Annotated in this window: 12 protein-coding genes and 1 pseudogene; 7 read left to right on the top strand and 6 right to left on the bottom strand. The window is 51.8% G+C overall.

The annotated features are described in order from the left end of the window. Positions 1 to 5: 5 nt before the first annotated feature. Positions 6 to 320 (bottom strand): hypothetical protein, encoded by a 315-nt coding sequence (locus JL661_RS00615; RefSeq protein WP_004241541.1) that lies wholly within the window; start codon positions 318 to 320, stop codon positions 6 to 8. Positions 321 to 481: 161 nt separating this feature from the next. Beyond that, a complete protein-coding gene (locus JL661_RS00620) occupies positions 482 to 1,465 on the bottom strand; it encodes a quinone oxidoreductase (protein WP_004238260.1) in 984 nt (327 codons plus the stop codon). A 232-nt stretch (positions 1,466 to 1,697) separates the two neighbouring features. On the opposite strand from JL661_RS00620, the gene dnaB reads away from it, so the two are divergent. From dnaB to JL661_RS00635, 3 genes are all read left to right on the top strand, one after another. Next, positions 1,698 to 3,104, top strand: a complete 1,407-nt coding sequence (dnaB, locus tag JL661_RS00625) for a replicative DNA helicase (RefSeq protein ID WP_015422419.1) — start codon at positions 1,698 to 1,700, stop codon at positions 3,102 to 3,104. Positions 3,105 to 3,183: 79 nt separating this feature from the next. Then, positions 3,184 to 4,263: an alanine racemase gene (gene alr, locus JL661_RS00630; protein WP_036418946.1), complete on the top strand. Its 1,080-nt coding sequence runs from the start codon at positions 3,184 to 3,186 to the stop codon at positions 4,261 to 4,263. A 55-nt stretch (positions 4,264 to 4,318) separates the two neighbouring features. Then, positions 4,319 to 5,515 (top strand): amino acid aminotransferase, encoded by a 1,197-nt coding sequence (locus JL661_RS00635; RefSeq protein ID WP_036418943.1) that lies wholly within the window; start codon positions 4,319 to 4,321, stop codon positions 5,513 to 5,515. A 51-nt stretch (positions 5,516 to 5,566) separates the two neighbouring features. On the opposite strand, the gene JL661_RS00640 is transcribed toward JL661_RS00635, so the two are convergent. Both JL661_RS00640 and uvrA read right to left on the bottom strand, forming a co-directional pair. After that, positions 5,567 to 5,833, bottom strand: coding sequence for a DksA/TraR family C4-type zinc finger protein (locus JL661_RS00640; RefSeq protein WP_036418940.1), 267 nt, complete (start codon positions 5,831 to 5,833; stop codon positions 5,567 to 5,569). A 131-nt stretch (positions 5,834 to 5,964) separates the two neighbouring features. Then, positions 5,965 to 8,798 (bottom strand): annotated as a pseudogene (gene uvrA / locus JL661_RS00645) (excinuclease ABC subunit UvrA). A gap of 276 nt (positions 8,799 to 9,074) precedes the next feature. On the opposite strand from uvrA, the gene JL661_RS00650 reads away from it, so the two are divergent. From JL661_RS00650 to ilvN, 3 genes are all read left to right on the top strand, one after another. Next, positions 9,075 to 9,596: a single-stranded DNA-binding protein gene (locus JL661_RS00650; protein ID WP_004238253.1), complete on the top strand. Its 522-nt coding sequence runs from the start codon at positions 9,075 to 9,077 to the stop codon at positions 9,594 to 9,596. 1,192 nt (positions 9,597 to 10,788) lie between these two features. Continuing rightward, entirely contained in the window at positions 10,789 to 12,480 is a 1,692-nt protein-coding gene (gene ilvB / locus JL661_RS00655; RefSeq protein WP_062773497.1) for an acetolactate synthase large subunit, read from the top strand. Positions 12,481 to 12,497: 17 nt separating this feature from the next. Next, positions 12,498 to 12,782, top strand: a complete 285-nt coding sequence (gene ilvN / locus JL661_RS00660; RefSeq protein WP_004238249.1) for an acetolactate synthase small subunit — start codon at positions 12,498 to 12,500, stop codon at positions 12,780 to 12,782. A 42-nt stretch (positions 12,783 to 12,824) separates the two neighbouring features. Here ilvN and JL661_RS00665 read toward each other — a convergent pair whose 3' ends face one another. After that, positions 12,825 to 13,382: a helix-turn-helix domain-containing protein gene (locus JL661_RS00665; protein ID WP_004238248.1), complete on the bottom strand. Its 558-nt coding sequence runs from the start codon at positions 13,380 to 13,382 to the stop codon at positions 12,825 to 12,827. A 170-nt stretch (positions 13,383 to 13,552) separates the two neighbouring features. Between JL661_RS00665 and JL661_RS00670 the strand changes: the two genes are divergently transcribed. Beyond that, complete coding sequence (locus JL661_RS00670) at positions 13,553 to 14,302, top strand: sulfite exporter TauE/SafE family protein (protein ID WP_004241554.1); 750 nt, start codon at positions 13,553 to 13,555, stop codon at positions 14,300 to 14,302. Between the two features lie 6 nt (positions 14,303 to 14,308). Here JL661_RS00670 and JL661_RS00675 read toward each other — a convergent pair whose 3' ends face one another. Further along, positions 14,309 to 15,103 (bottom strand): M15 family metallopeptidase, encoded by a 795-nt coding sequence (locus JL661_RS00675; RefSeq protein WP_064483639.1) that lies wholly within the window; start codon positions 15,101 to 15,103, stop codon positions 14,309 to 14,311. Between the last annotated feature and the right edge of the window lie 142 nt (positions 15,104 to 15,245).

The following is a 15,245-nucleotide window of genomic DNA, read 5'->3' on the forward strand; positions in this document are numbered from 1 at the left end:
TTCAATTATAATGAATCAAAGAAACGGTTATAGCATGCGATGATATAACTGATTTGTGCATTGAATGCGTCTTTGATTTCGTCTTTCTGTTCCGGTGTTTCAGCTTTCTTTTTCAGAATAAAAAAGCTTTCCTGCATTAATTGTACAGTGACATCTGCAGATTTTTGAAATGCAGATAAGCTATTGTTTTTACCGTAACATTCAAGAATGGCATCAAAGCGTTTATCCGCTTCATCACGAATCATCTGGAATTCAGCGTTTGTGATTCTGTCATCCTGATAGATGAAATCAACAAGATGGTTTATTTCCGTATTATTCATAATCATTCCTTTTATTAGTGAAAGAGAAATAAGAATAAATATCCGGTGTTAAACAATCAATAAAAATAAATATACAAATTTAATATGAACCAGAGGTATTTATTAATAAAAACCCTCATTTAATAACGAGAGTTTTTATTATTAATTAAATAATATATATCTTAAGGAATTAAGATACTGGATCCGGTCGTTGCACGGCCTTCCAGGCGTTTGTGTGCCAGTGCGGCGTCTTTCAGCGGGTAAACCTGATCCGCAGGGATGGAAATAGTCAGCTTACCGCTCAGGATCAGATCAAAAATTGCCTTGCTGGCTTCGTTAAGTTCTTCACGGTTGGTGATGTAACCAAAGACAGAAGGGCGGGTCACATACAGTGAGCCTTTCTTATTTAAGATCCCCAGGTCAACACCGGTGACCGGGCCGGAGGCGTTGCCGTAGCTGACCATCAGGCCGCGGCGCTTCAGGCAGTCCAGTGACGGCAGCCAGGTGTCTTTACCGACAGAGTCATATACCACACCGACTTTTTCACCGTCAGTGAGTGCCAGCACCCGCTCAACAATGTCTTCTTTATTGTAGTTGATGGTTTCCCAGGCACCGGCGGCTTTGGCTTTCTGCGCCTTTTCATCAGAACCCACGGTACCGATCATCTTCGCGCCCAGCGCTTTGGCCCACTGGCAGGCGATTTGTCCGACACCACCGGCAGCCGCGTGGAACAGGAAGACTTCCCCGGCTTTTACCTCATAGGTTTTGCGCAGCAGATAAAACGCGGTCAGACCTTTCATAAAGCAGGCAGCAGCCGTTTCAAAGCTGATACCGTCCGGCAGAATGGCGAGCTTTTCTTCCGGCACGTTATGGATTTCGCTGTACGCACCCAGCGGAGACTGTCCATAAACTACGCGGTCACCGACTTTAATGTGTTTTACGTTTGCACCGGTTTTCACCACCACACCAGCGGCTTCAGAGCCGACACCGGAAGGGGATACCGGCGCAGGGTACAGGCCGCTGCGGAAATAGGTATCAATATAGTTCACACCGATTGCTTTGTTTTCCACCTGAACTTCACCCGGTGCCGGATCTGCCGGCGTAAAGTCACGATAAACCAGCACATCGGTACCGCCGGGTGCATCAAATTCAATACGTTTAGCCATGGAGGGAACCTCATTCGGAAAAAAAGAGTGACCACTTACCTGCAAACAGCGCAGAAACAGTAAGCGGGACAGTTAATCATATGATTTATTGTATTTGGCATAATTGCATGTCACTGAAAATTACTCAAGCTTCGTGCAATCAGCGGCAAAGGAGGGCTATACTACCCGCTCTGTCCCGTTCAGGGACGCAGGTATTCTCCCCGGCAGACGCACTGATAAGTAAGAGAGTTTCATGGCCAGATATCCCAAGGACACCAAGACCGACAAACCCCGTGACCATCAGATGGAAGGGCTGAAATTACCGCCGCATTCCCTGGAAGCCGAGCAGTCCGTTCTCGGCGGACTGATGCTGGACAACGAGCGTTGGGATAATGTCTCTGAACGTGTGACCGGCGAGGATTTTTTCAGCCGCCCGCACCGGACGATTTTCAGTCAGATGCAGCGCCTGCTCGAGCAGGGACGGCCGATTGACCTGATCACTCTGTCTGAAGCACTGGAAACCGGCGGCGAGCTGGAAAATGTCGGTGGTTTTGCCTATCTGGCAGAACTTTCGAAAAATACGCCAAGTGCGGCGAACATTAATGCTTATGCTGATATCGTCCGTGAACGTGCGGTGATCCGCGATATGATTTCTGTCGCCAATGAGATCGCCGATGCCGGTTACGATCCGCAGGGGCGTTCCAGTGAGGATCTGCTCGATCTGGCGGAATCCCGCGTGTTCCAGATCGCCGAAAACCGTGCCAATAAAGATGAAGGGCCGAAGGGGATCGAGGCGATTCTGGAAGAAACCGTCGAGAAGATCGAAAAACTTTATGCTCAGCCGCATGACGGGGTGACCGGGGTATCGTCCGGGTATCAGGATTTGGATAAAAAGACCGCTGGTCTGCAACCTTCTGATTTAATTATTGTTGCGGCGCGTCCGTCCATGGGGAAAACCACCTTCGCCATGAACCTGTGTGAAAACGCCGCCATGACCGAAGAAAAACCGGTGCTGATTTTCAGCCTCGAGATGCCCGGCAACCAGATCATGATGCGTATGCTGGCTTCCCTTTCCCGCGTTGACCAGACCCGTATCCGTACCGGGCAGCTCGATGATGAGGATTGGGCGCGCATCTCCAGCACCATGGGTATTCTGCTGGAAAAGCGCAATATGTATATTGATGACTCTTCCGGCCTGACCCCGACCGAAGTCCGTTCCCGCGCACGGCGGATTTTCCGTGAGCACGGCGGCTTAAGCCTGATTATGATCGACTACCTGCAATTAATGCGCGTACCGTCTCTCTCTGATAACCGTACCCTGGAAATCGCTGAGATTTCCCGCTCCCTGAAAGCACTGGCCAAAGAATTACAGGTACCGGTGGTCGCGCTGTCCCAGCTGAACCGTAGTCTGGAACAACGTGCCGATAAACGCCCGGTAAACTCCGACCTGCGTGAATCCGGCTCTATCGAGCAGGATGCCGACCTTATCATGTTTATCTACCGTGATGAGGTGTATCACGAAAGCAGTGATCTGAAAGGCGTGGCTGAAATCATTATCGGTAAGCAGCGTAACGGCCCTATCGGAACCGTCCGTCTGACCTTCAACGGCCAGTGGTCGCGTTTTGATAACTATGCAGGGCCGAGTTATGACGATGAATAAACCGTCTGAATATAGTACGGACGGCATAATAACCCTGATAACAAACAAGACATCAACAACCCCTAACCAAGGAACCCCTATGAAAGCGGCAACAGCCGTCATTGACCGTGGTGCGCTGCGCCACAACTGGCAGCGGATCCGGGAATTGGCACCGGACAGCCGTCATGTTGCGGTGGTCAAAGCAAACGCCTACGGCCACGGATTAGTCGAAATCGCCCGTGAACTCAATGAGGCGGACGCGTTTGCGGTGGCGCGTCTGAGCGAAGCGCACGCGTTGCGCGCCGGTGGTATTGTTAAACCTATCATCTTACTGGAAGGTTTTTTCGATGCGGCGGATTTGCCGGTGATTGTTGCCAGTCGTCTGGAAGTGGCGGTTCATTTTGAAGAGCAGTTAGTGGCGCTGGAGCAGGTGCAGTTATCGGATCCGGTGAAAGTCTGGATGAAAATTGATACCGGTATGCACCGTCTCGGCGTGCGTCCGGAAGAAGCAGAAGCGTTTTATCAGCGGTTGTGTAAATGCAAAAACGTACAGCAGCCGGTGAATATCATCAGCCATTTCAGCCGCGCTGATGAAGATGACGCACAGCCGACAGAAGCCCAAATCACCCGCTTTATGGCATTTGCTGCTGATAAACCGGGGGAAAAATCGATTTCCGCGTCCGGTGGTATTCTTTACTGGCCGCAGGCGCACCTCGACTGGGTTCGTCCCGGGATCATTCTGTACGGCGTGTCACCGAAAAGCGGTACCGAAGCCGGTGATTACGGCCTCAAACCGGTGATGACCCTCAAATCCCGCCTGATTGCTGTGCGTAAACATAAAGCCGGGGAAGCGGTCGGTTACGGCGGTACCTGGGTCAGTGATCGTGACACCTGCCTGGGTGTGATTGCCGTCGGTTACGGTGATGGCTATCCGCGCAGTGCGCCATCCGGCACACCGGTGGTAATTAACGGGCGCCGTGTTCCCATTGCCGGGCGTGTTTCCATGGATATGATAACTATCGACCTGGGGCCGGATTGCAGTGATAAAGCGGGTGATGAAGTCATTTTGTGGGGGGATTCACTGCCGGTAGAGCAAATCGCAGAAGCCAGCGGTATCAGCGCCTATGAACTGATCACCAAGCTGACCTCCCGCGTGGCAATGGAATATCTGGACGAATAAAATCTGACGCGATATGTTCTGATAGTGAGAAAAATTACAATCAGGAGTATCGCTTGTGTTCGAACATGTAGACGCCTACGGCGGCGACCCGATCTTAACGCTCGTTGAGCATTTCAAACAGGATCCCCGGAAGGAGAAGGTCAATCTCAGTATTGGCCTCTATTACGACGATTCCGGGGTGACTCCGCAACTGAACAGCATCGCACAGGCGAAACAGCGCTATAACGCGCAGGATACCGGGGCCTCCCTGTATCTGCCGATGGAAGGTTTTGCTCCTTACCGCAGCGCGGTACAGACGCTGCTGCTGGGCGATGACAGCGGGCTTATCCGCGAAGGCCGCGTGGCGACGATCCAGACTCTGGGCGGATCCGGTGCACTGAAGATCGGCGCGGATTTTCTGCACCGTTATTTCCCGGGATCGGATGTCTGGCTCAGTGATCCGACATGGGAAAACCATCAGGCGATCTTTGCCGGAGCAGGATTTAAAACTCATTATTATCCGTATTTTGATCCGCAGACCAAAGGTGTGAAGTTTGACGAGATGCTGGCAACATTTGAGACGTTACCGGCAAAAAGCGTCATTTTACTGCATCCGTGCTGCCATAACCCGACCGGTTCCGATCTGACACCGGAGCAGTGGGACAAAGTCGTCGCGGTGGTGAAAAAGCGGGAGCTGATCCCGTTCCTGGATATTGCTTATCAGGGCTTCGGCGGCGGTATGGAAGAGGATGCTTATGCTATCCGCGCCATGGCGGCGGCAGAGGTACCGTGTTTCGTCAGTAACTCGTTCTCAAAAATTTTCTCACTGTACGGTGAGCGTGTGGGCGGGTTGTCAGTCCTCTGCCCGACACAACATGAAGCAGAGCGGGTGCTGGGTCAGCTGAAAGCGGGTGTGCGCCGTGTCTATTCCAGTGCACCGTCTTACGGGGCAAAACTGGTCTCTGAAGTGCTGAATGATACTGCGCTGAAAGCACAGTGGCTGGCGGAAGTGGACACCATGCGCAGCCGGATCGCAGAGATGCGGACAGTGCTGGTGAATACACTGAAAAACACATTGCCGGAGAAGAACTTTGATCATCTTCTGCATCAGCGCGGGATGTTCAGTTACACTGGGTTCAGTCCGGAGCAGGTTACCGCACTGCGTGAGCAGCATGCGGTGTATCTGGTCGGTTCCGGGCGTGTCTGTATGGCGGGGGTGAACCGTCATAATGTGGATGCGATTGCGCAGGCTTTTGCGGCGGTCAGCCGTTAATCCTCAGCAATGAAATGATGATGCGCGGAATAATTCTGTTCCGCGCCTGTTTCAGCGTAGCTGACTGTCTTTACTGCCGCGCCGGTTATAGCCGCTGAATGCGGCCTGCTTTTTATCCGCTTCTGCCTGACAATTCACACACAACTGCACACCGGGTATTGCATCACGCCGCGCCTGCGGGATCGGGTCACCGCACTCTTCACAAAACAGCGCGCTTTCCCCTGTCACCAGCTGGCTGCGCACCCGCGCGACCGCATCATCCAGTGTGGCATCAATCTGCTCCTGAACAGCAGAATCACTTGCCCATCCGCTTGCCATGTCCGCCTCCTGTTTCCGGTGGTTGCCTGATACTTTATTTTATCACGGGTTGCTTATTATTTCACCAGCACGGAAAGCGGACAAAAAAAATACCGCAGCGAACGCTGCGGTATTTTCAGAATCAGAAAAGATTAATATCCTCTTTTCAGGATCGGCTTCAGGAAGCGGGCGGTGTGTGAGCGTTCACATGCCGCCACCTCTTCCGGGGTACCGGCGATCAGGATTTCACCGCCGCCGCTGCCGCCTTCCGGACCTAAATCCACAATCCAGTCCGCAGTTTTAATCACATCGAGGTTATGTTCGATAACCACAATACTGTTGCCCTGGTCGCGCAACTGATGCAGTACCGCCAGCAGTTGTTCGATATCCGCGAAGTGCAGACCGGTGGTCGGCTCATCGAGGATATAGAGTGTCTGCCCGGTGCCGCGTTTGGAGAGTTCCTTCGCCAGTTTCACCCGCTGCGCTTCACCACCGGAGAGGGTTGTTGCCGACTGCCCGAGGCGGATGTAAGACAGTCCGACATCCATCAGGGTCTGTAATTTACGCGCCAGCGCCGGGACGACATCGAAGAATTCGCGGGCTTCCTCGATAGTCATATCCAGCACTTCGTGGATATTTTTCCCTTTGTATTTCACTTCCAGGGTTTCGCGGTTATAGCGTTTGCCTTTGCACTGGTCGCACGGCACATACACATCCGGCAGGAAGTGCATTTCCACTTTCAGTACGCCGTCACCCTGACAGGCTTCGCAGCGGCCGCCCTTGACGTTGAAACTGAACCGTCCCGGTGTGTAACCGCGTGAGCGGGATTCCGGTACGCCGGCAAACAGTTCGCGGACAGGCGTAAACACGCCGGTATAGGTCGCCGGGTTTGAGCGCGGGGTCCGTCCGATCGGGCTCTGGTCGATATCAATGACTTTATCAAAATGTTCCAGACCTTCGACAGACTTATACGGTGCAGGCGTAATGGTGGTCGCGCCGTTGAGCTGTGTCTGGGCAATCGGGAACAGCGTGTCATTGATCAGGGTGGATTTCCCTGAACCGGAAACCCCGGTGATACAGGTAAACAGGCCGACCGGCAGATTCAGGGTCACATTTTTCAGGTTGTTGCCGCAGGCACCGGTGATGGTCAGCATTTTGGCCGGATCGGCCACATTGCGTTTTTCCGGGATACTGATCCTGCGTTCGCCGCTGAGGAATTTCCCGGTCAGGGAATCCGGCGTGCCGATAATATCCTCCAGTGACCCCTGGGCGACAATCTCCCCGCCGTGAACACCCGCGCCCGGGCCGATATCGATAATATGATCAGCGGCGCGGATAGCATCCTCATCATGCTCCACCACAATCACGGTATTACCGAGATTGCGCAGATGAATCAGGGTTTCCAGCAGGCGGTCATTATCGCGCTGATGCAGCCCGATTGACGGCTCATCCAGCACATACATCACACCGACCAGACCGGCACCGATCTGACTGGCAAGGCGGATACGCTGAGCCTCGCCGCCGGACAGGGTTTCTGCGGAGCGGGAGAGTGTCAGGTAATTCAGGCCGACGTTAACCAGGAACTTCAGGCGATCCTGAATCTCTTTCAGGACTTTTTCGGCGATTTTCGCGCGCTGGCCGCTGAATTTCAGGTTATTAAAGAAATCCATCGCATGTCCGATGCTGAAATCAGAAATCTGCGGCAGCGTGGTGTTATCGACAAACACAAAGCGGGCTTCTTTTTTCAGACGGGTGCCGCCGCAGGAAATACACGGACGGTTGCTGATATATTTGGCCAGTTCCTCGCGCACTGCCATGGATTCCGTTTCTTTATAACGGCGCTCCATATTGTGCAGCACACCTTCGAACGGATGATGACGGACTGTCACATCACCCCGGTCATTGGAATATTTAAACTCAATGGATTCACGGCCTGAACCATTGAGGATCACTTTCTGAATTTTGGCCGGTAACTCTGAATACGGGGATTCAATATCAAACTTATAATGATCCGCCAGGGACATCAGCATCTGATAATAATAGAAATTACGGCGATCCCAGCCGCGGATAGCCCCGCCGCCGAGTGACAGATTCGGGTTCTGCACCACGCGATCCGGATCGAAAAACTGCTGAACACCCAGACCGTCACAGGTCGGGCAGGCACCTGCCGGGTTGTTGAAGGAGAACAGGCGCGGCTCCAGCTCACTCATGCTGTATCCGCAGACCGGGCAGGCAAAGTTCGCTGAAAATACCAGCTCTTCGGCGCTGTTATCTTCCATATCGGCGATAATGGCCGTACCGCCGGACAGTGTCAGTGCAGTTTCAAAGGATTCCGCCAGGCGCTGTGTCAGATCATCCCGGACTTTAAAACGGTCAACCACCACTTCGATGGTGTGTTTGATCTGTAATTCCAGTTTCGGCGGATCAGAGAGATCACAAATCTCCCCGTCGATCCGCGCACGGATATAGCCCTGTGCCGCCAGGCTATCGAGCAGTTTGGTGTGTTCGCCTTTGCGCTCTTTGACGACCGGCGCCAGCAGCATCAGGCGTTTGCCTTCCGGCAGGGTCAGAACATTATCCACCATCTGACTGACCGTCTGTGCCGTCAGCGGAATATCGTGATCCGGACAGCGCGGCTCACCCACACGGGCAAACAGCAGACGCAGATAGTCATGAATTTCAGTAATTGTTCCCACGGTGGAACGCGGGTTATGGGAAGTGGATTTCTGCTCGATGGAAATTGCCGGGGAAAGCCCTTCAATATGATCCACATCCGGTTTTTCCATCAGCGACAGGAACTGACGCGCATAGGCGGACAGGGATTCCACATAGCGGCGCTGCCCCTCGGCATAGAGTGTATCAAAGGCAAGGGACGACTTCCCGGAGCCGGATAACCCCGTGATAACAATCAGTTTATCACGCGGAATAATGAGGTTGATATTCTTCAGATTGTGGGTGCGGGCGCCCGTATATCGATATTATCCATGTACCACTTCCCGGGAGTTTCAGATAGCGAACAATTTATTCAGCCTGATATTATTGCACATAATTTACTGAATGGATATCCAGTATCAGAAGAAATCTGTGTATAATCTCAGCAGCATTTGCCTGACAGCTGATTGTATTTTGCGCAGCAGATTTTAGAGAAGACACGCAAATCTGCAAAGGAAATCACGGCAAAAGATTACCGTTTCAAAAAAGCCACTCAGACGTGTTAGACTAGATCCTTATATGTTTTAAACAATTTCATCGGGAGTATTTCATGGCCAGCAGAGGCGTCAACAAAGTCATTCTTATCGGGAACCTGGGTCAGGATCCGGAAGTGCGTTACATGCCTAACGGCGGTGCGGTTACCAACATCACACTGGCGACATCAGAATCATGGCGTGATAAACAAACCGGCGAAATGAAAGAGAAGACCGAATGGCACCGTGTGGTGATCTTCGGCAAACTGGCAGAAATTGCCGGTGAATATCTGAAAAAAGGTTCACAGGTTTATATCGAAGGTTCACTCCAGACCCGCAAATGGCAGGATCAGAGCGGCCAGGAGCGTTACACCACAGAAGTCGTGGTGAATATCGGCGGCAGCATGCAGATGCTGGGCGGCCGCAGCGGCGGTGGCGACAATATGTCTCAGGGCGGCGGCTGGGGTCAGCCACAGCAGCCACAACAATCCCAGCAGTTCAGCGGCGGCGGCAACCCGCGCCCGGCACAGCAGCCGGCAGCAGCAGCGCCGCAAAGCAATGAACCGCCAATGGATTTCGATGACGATATTCCGTTCTGATCCGGATCCGCTGAAAGTACCCTGCATCTGCGGGGTATTTTTTTGGCCGGATTTTCTGACCGCAGCCCGGAACAGACAAAAAAAATACCCTTATGTCGGTGACAGTAAGGGGTGATGTCTCATGCCGTTGGATGAACACATGAGATTGCCCGGGGTTAACAGGCAGTGTAGCTTATGTTTTTATAAGTCCTGTTTTTATCCTGTTCGTCTTATTTTTCATCATAACGGGTGTTTTTATTATAAGTGTCTGTCGTAATCGGATGTATGCTTGCGCTTATTAAAGAAAAAACCCAATAAAATCATTGGGTATCAATAAGTTATATACTCAATTTTTATAAAAATGCGATAAGAGGCTTAAAGAGCATGTGTCGGATTACGTTTTATCGGTAAACCTGAAACGTGACAATCACGATAGTAATTATATGTGATTTAAATCACATAAAAATGGTTGTTTTGGCCTGTTTTGTAATTTTAATGTAATTTTAAAGCTTATTTGTAACAAATGAATCACATTAAAATGATGTTTTTTTCCGGACTGGCCGGATGAGTAAAGCCGGACTTTTATCCCATTGAGCAATAAAACTGATAAAGAAACGGTTTTTAGTGACTGACAGCGATAATGTGAACACACGCTGCTTCCGGTTATTTCACTGCAATATATTCCGCTGCAATTTCCTTAAATTGAGTTTTATAGCTCCGCGTTATGATTACCTTTCCTTTTTTATCGCTGTTTTCCTTGTGAAATAGTGCTGTTTCACACTGCTGAAGTAAATTGGATATTTTAATATATATTTATAAATCAATTTGTTAGTTGTTTTTGGGTTTTATGGCAGTGATTTATCAGTGATGGCGATCACAATTCAGCGGCTGAATAAAAAATAAATGAAAAAAGGCTTGTACAGATTTCATTCTTATGTTTTTTTAAAGTACGAACCGAATTTATTCATACACAATTTACTGTTGAGAGATATCCCGTGAAACCATTCACCCGTCCGCAAAACGTACTACTAACAACCGCGCTATCAGACGCGGTTGTCGTCGTGCGTGTGGTAGTGGTGGTGGTCGTCGGCAGCGCGCCGTAACGGGCTGGGATCAGCAACAGGATCACTAACCCCGCCGGCGTAAACCGAGCGGGGTTTTTTTATGTCAGGCTCCGCGAAACTGAACCGGTTGTTAAGAAAAGGATGATGTTATGGGAGCTTCACAGCAGACTCAGGCAAAAACCCGGATGACGGGGGCGGAATTAATTATCCGCATGTTAGAACAGCACGGGATCACCTCTGTGTCCGGTATTCCGGGCGGGGCGGCACTGCCGCTGTATGATGCGCTGGGCAACAGCCGGATCCGGCATATCCTCGCCCGCCATGAGCAGGGTGCCGGGTTTATCGCACAGGGTATCGCCCGCACCACCGGCAAAGCGGCGGTGTGTATCTCCTCAAGCGGGCCGGGCGCGACCAACCTGATGACCGCCATTGCGGATGCCAAACTGGATTCCGTTCCGCTGGTCTGTATCACCGCCCAGGTGTCCTCGCCGATGATCGGCACCGATGCCTTCCAGGAAGTGGACACTTACGGCATGTCTATCCCTATCACCAAACATAACTACCTGGTGCGCAATGTTCAGGATCTGCCGGGCATTATCGCAGATGCATTCCGTATTGCGGAATCCGGCCGTCCGGGTCCGGTCTGGGTAGATGTGCCGAAAGATGTTCAGGCCGCCATCATTGAGATTGATGAATTACCGCCAATCATGCCGAAAGATCCGTTACCGCTGTTTGATGCGGAAAAAGTCACTGAAGCTGCCGTGATGATTAATCAGGCAAAACGTCCGATTTTGTACATCGGCGGCGGTATTGTGGCTTCGCAGTCCCAGCAGCTGGTGCAGAGCTTCGCCGAGCGTGCCGGGTTGCCGACCACCATGACACTGATGGGATTAGGCACCATTCCGCAGCAGCATCCGCTCTATCTGGGAATGTTAGGGATGCACGGGGCGCGTTATACCAATATGATTTTGCAGGAATCGGATTTGCTGATTGTGGTCGGGGCGCGCTTTGATGACCGCGCGATCGGCAAGGCGGAGCAATTCTGTCCGGATGCCAAGATTATTCATGTGGATATCGACCGTGCGGAGATCAGCAAGATCAAACAACCGGATATCGCGATCAACGCGGATGCCGGTCAGGTTCTCGCCATGCTGCTGCCGCAGATTGAGGTGAATGCCCGTCAGGCGTGGAATGATCATATCGCGCAGATCAAACAGGAGTTCCCGCTGGAGCAGATTAATAAATCCGATCCGTTAAGCCATTTCGGACTGATCGCCGCCGTGGCGGATGCGGTGGATAATGATGCCATCATCACCACTGATGTCGGTCAGCACCAGATGTGGGTGGCGCAGGCGTATCCGTTATGCCGTCCGCGTCAGTGGCTGACCTCCGGCGGGCTCGGAACGATGGGCTTTGGGTTACCGGCGGCGATTGGTGCCGCACTGGCAGAGCCGTCACGCAAGATAGTCTGCTTTACCGGTGACGGCAGTATTATGATGAATATCCAGGAGATGGCGACCGCCGCCGAGCATAACCTGGATATCAAAATTATTCTGATGAACAACCAGGCGCTGGGGATGGTTCACCAGCAGCAGACACTGATGTTCAACGAGCACATTGTGGCATCTGCCTATCCGTATCAGACTGATTTTGTGACAATTGCCAAAGGCTTCGGATTACACACCTGTGATCTGAATAAAGAGAGTGATCCGCATGCTGCATTGCAGGCGGCGATTGAGCGTCCCGGGCCGTGTCTGATCCACGCATTAATCGATGTCAGTGAAAAAGTGTGGCCGATGGTATTGCCGGGTGATGCCAATATCGATATGGTCACAGCCTGATGACGGAGAACAGAATCATGGAAAAAAATAATCAGCCTATCGCTCTGGAACTGGTTGTCCGCAACCACCCCGGTGTTATGACGCACATTTGCGGTCTGTTTGCCCGCCGGGCGTTTAACGTGGACGGTATTCTGTGTCTGCCGCTGCCGGGACAGGATCACAGCCATATCTGGCTGCTGGTGAAATCGGATGATCGACTAAGCCAGATGGTCAGTCAGGTGGAAAAACTGGAAGACGTGCAGGATGTGAAATACAACGAAGACATCAGTATCTTTGAGCAACTGAATAAATACATTCAGTAGAATGATAAAACCGGGCAGATAAGCCCGGTTTTTTGTCTGCGGTTACGGCGATGTCTGGCCGATATGGGAATAGGACATAATCAGCGTGCCGCTCAGCTCGCCTTCCATACAGATATAAGAGTGGGGAATATCACAGGAAAACGCATAGAAATCCCCCGGTTCCAGCAGCACAGTCTGATCTTCATTAAAGCGCATCATCAGCGTACCCTGATGGATAAGAATATGCTCATGGGTGCCGGTGCTGTGCGCGGGGCTGTTAATAATTGCGCCGCGGATCATCTTCAGGTGCCAGATCTCCGAAATATTCCCCATGCCGACACGGAATTTAAAATCTTCCGCATATTCCCCTTTAAAGACTTTATTTTTTTCGTAACGGGGATAACCTTCATTACTGGCGGTAAACAGATCCCCCAGCGGAAAACGCAGTGCGACGGCAATGGCCTCCAGTGTATCGATACGCGGATTGGAATCACCGGATTCCAGTTTGGACAGCGCGGCTTTCGAGATGCCGGAGAGTTTTGAAAGATCATTGAGCGACAGGTTACGCGCCTGACGCAGCAGTTTGACCTTCTGGCCGATGTGGGCACTGGTTTTTAGCATAATGTAATTGATACCAATGAAATTTGCAGGGAAACCCTGTTAGTATTGCACACTTGTTGTACAACGGTAAGCCGTGATTTTCCGGAAAAACAGATCTGACGGGTGATACTATCAGATGAAAGCGTCCGGCATGGTGATAATTAACATATGTCATTAAACGGGTGCTCACCATGATCTATACCCTGCCATGGGCAGATTTTTTCATCTGTTTTACGGTTCTCTTCTTCGGTTATCTGGTCTTCGGCATGGTCGGCTTCGGCTCTGCGCTGATCTCAAGCCCGGTACTGGCCTTCTTTATTCCTGTCTCACACATTGTGCCGATGCTGGCGCTGATGGATCTGGGCGCGGCGGTGATTAATGTCACCCGCGACGGGCGCAAAGCCGATTTTGCCGAGCTGAAGTGGATGGTGCCGCTGATGATAGGCGGCAGCCTGATTGGCGCGGCGATTCTGCTGAAAACACATCCGGATTTGCTGGCCGTGTTCCTCGGGGCATTTATTGTTCTCTATGCACTCTATTCCCTCTTTATTAAGAAGGCGGTGAGGCATTACCCGCAGAAATACATTATTCCGTTCGGGATCGGCGGCGGTATTCTGAGTGCACTGTTCGGGGCGGGCGGGTTTGTCTATGCCATCTATTTTGCCGGGCGGATTGAGGATAAAAACCGCTTCCGCATCACGCAGACTACCCTGATCGGCTTCAGTACATTAACCCGCGTGATTATTTTCCTGATCATGGGGATTTACTGGAACAGCGAAATCGCCATTACCGCGCTGCTGTTTCTGCCCGCCATGGTGGCGGGAATTGTCCTCGGGCGGCATATCACCATGCGCATCCCGAAAGAGGCATTTTTCCGTTTTCTGAATATGGTGATCCTGCTGGCCGGGCTGACGTTGCTTATCAGCAACCTGGTGCACTGACCGCCGTCAGCGCAGCACTTTTTTAGCACATTGCCGGGCACGCAGCTGTTCGTCCGGGGTTTTACTTTTACTGAAGCAGTCGCGGTAGCGGGCGGCATAGGCACTGTATTGCGCCTGTGCCTCCGCCAGCGGCAGGGACAGCAGGTGGTTGATAAAAGTAAAACTGCCGATCTCCGCATGCTGATAATCCACCGGATTTTTCCATTCCCCGCCCCAGCGGAGAAAACCGTGACTGAAAACCAGCGGCAGCACGTTTTCCATTTTTCCGTTACGGATATTTTCTCTGTTGGTCAGCGCTGTGGCAGATTGCGGCGGACTGATGGTCACACGGCCGTTTTTGTCGCGGAAGCGGTAAGGGTTTTGCTGCGGATTAATATCGATCGCCATGCCGTAAGCGTGTTTTGACCAGGCTTTCTGACTTGCCTGACGGCGGCCGTTAAATGCTGACGTATTATTGGCGGCCATGGATGCCTCATCATCGCCGCCGAAGGTCTCTATCGGCAGCACACTGTGCAGCGGGAATTTTTGCCGGTACAACTCATCAAACAGCGCTTCCGTTTCGGGGGCAATAATATCGGCGACAGTAATGGTGCCGGTGCGGGTTTCGCCCTCAAAGGTGATAAACCGGACATCCACATTGACCAGCCGTTCACAGGGCACTGGGTTTTCCGGCGTGATAATACCCAGCGCTGTCATGGCGCGGCAGGTGTCCGGGCTGAGCGGGGTGATCGCCGCCTGTGCTGCCGGTAATGCAGAACAGAGCAGGCTCACAGGGAGGAGAAAAGCGGTCAGTTTCATCATCTATTCCGTCATCAGGCACCGGGACGGATGATGATAACCCGTCAGCGGCACAGAGGTGAAAAAATTCCCGGATTTGGCCTTGATTATCAGGATTTTTCCTAAGATAATCGTTTGCCTCAAAAAATCACATCTTTTCTCTGTA

The organism is Morganella morganii, assembly GCF_019243775.1.
GTDB lineage: Bacteria > Pseudomonadota > Gammaproteobacteria > Enterobacterales > Enterobacteriaceae > Morganella > Morganella morganii.

Excerpts from the sequence above, each read along its gene's own strand:
- JL661_RS00615 (WP_004241541.1), bottom strand. The coding sequence starts at position 320 with ATGAATAATACGGAAATAAACCATCTTGTTGATTTCATCTATCAGGAT.
- JL661_RS00620 (WP_004238260.1), bottom strand. The coding sequence starts at position 1,465 with ATGGCTAAACGTATTGAATTTGATGCACCCGGCGGTACCGATGTGCTG.
- dnaB (WP_015422419.1), top strand. The coding sequence starts at position 1,698 with ATGGCCAGATATCCCAAGGACACCAAGACCGACAAACCCCGTGACCAT.
- alr (WP_036418946.1), top strand. The coding sequence starts at position 3,184 with ATGAAAGCGGCAACAGCCGTCATTGACCGTGGTGCGCTGCGCCACAAC.
- JL661_RS00640 (WP_036418940.1), bottom strand. The coding sequence starts at position 5,833 with ATGGCAAGCGGATGGGCAAGTGATTCTGCTGTTCAGGAGCAGATTGAT.
- JL661_RS00650 (WP_004238253.1), top strand. The coding sequence starts at position 9,075 with ATGGCCAGCAGAGGCGTCAACAAAGTCATTCTTATCGGGAACCTGGGT.
- ilvB (WP_062773497.1), top strand. The coding sequence starts at position 10,789 with ATGGGAGCTTCACAGCAGACTCAGGCAAAAACCCGGATGACGGGGGCG.
- ilvN (WP_004238249.1), top strand. The coding sequence starts at position 12,498 with ATGGAAAAAAATAATCAGCCTATCGCTCTGGAACTGGTTGTCCGCAAC.
- JL661_RS00665 (WP_004238248.1), bottom strand. The coding sequence starts at position 13,382 with ATGCTAAAAACCAGTGCCCACATCGGCCAGAAGGTCAAACTGCTGCGT.
- JL661_RS00670 (WP_004241554.1), top strand. The coding sequence starts at position 13,553 with ATGATCTATACCCTGCCATGGGCAGATTTTTTCATCTGTTTTACGGTT.
- JL661_RS00675 (WP_064483639.1), bottom strand. The coding sequence starts at position 15,103 with ATGATGAAACTGACCGCTTTTCTCCTCCCTGTGAGCCTGCTCTGTTCT.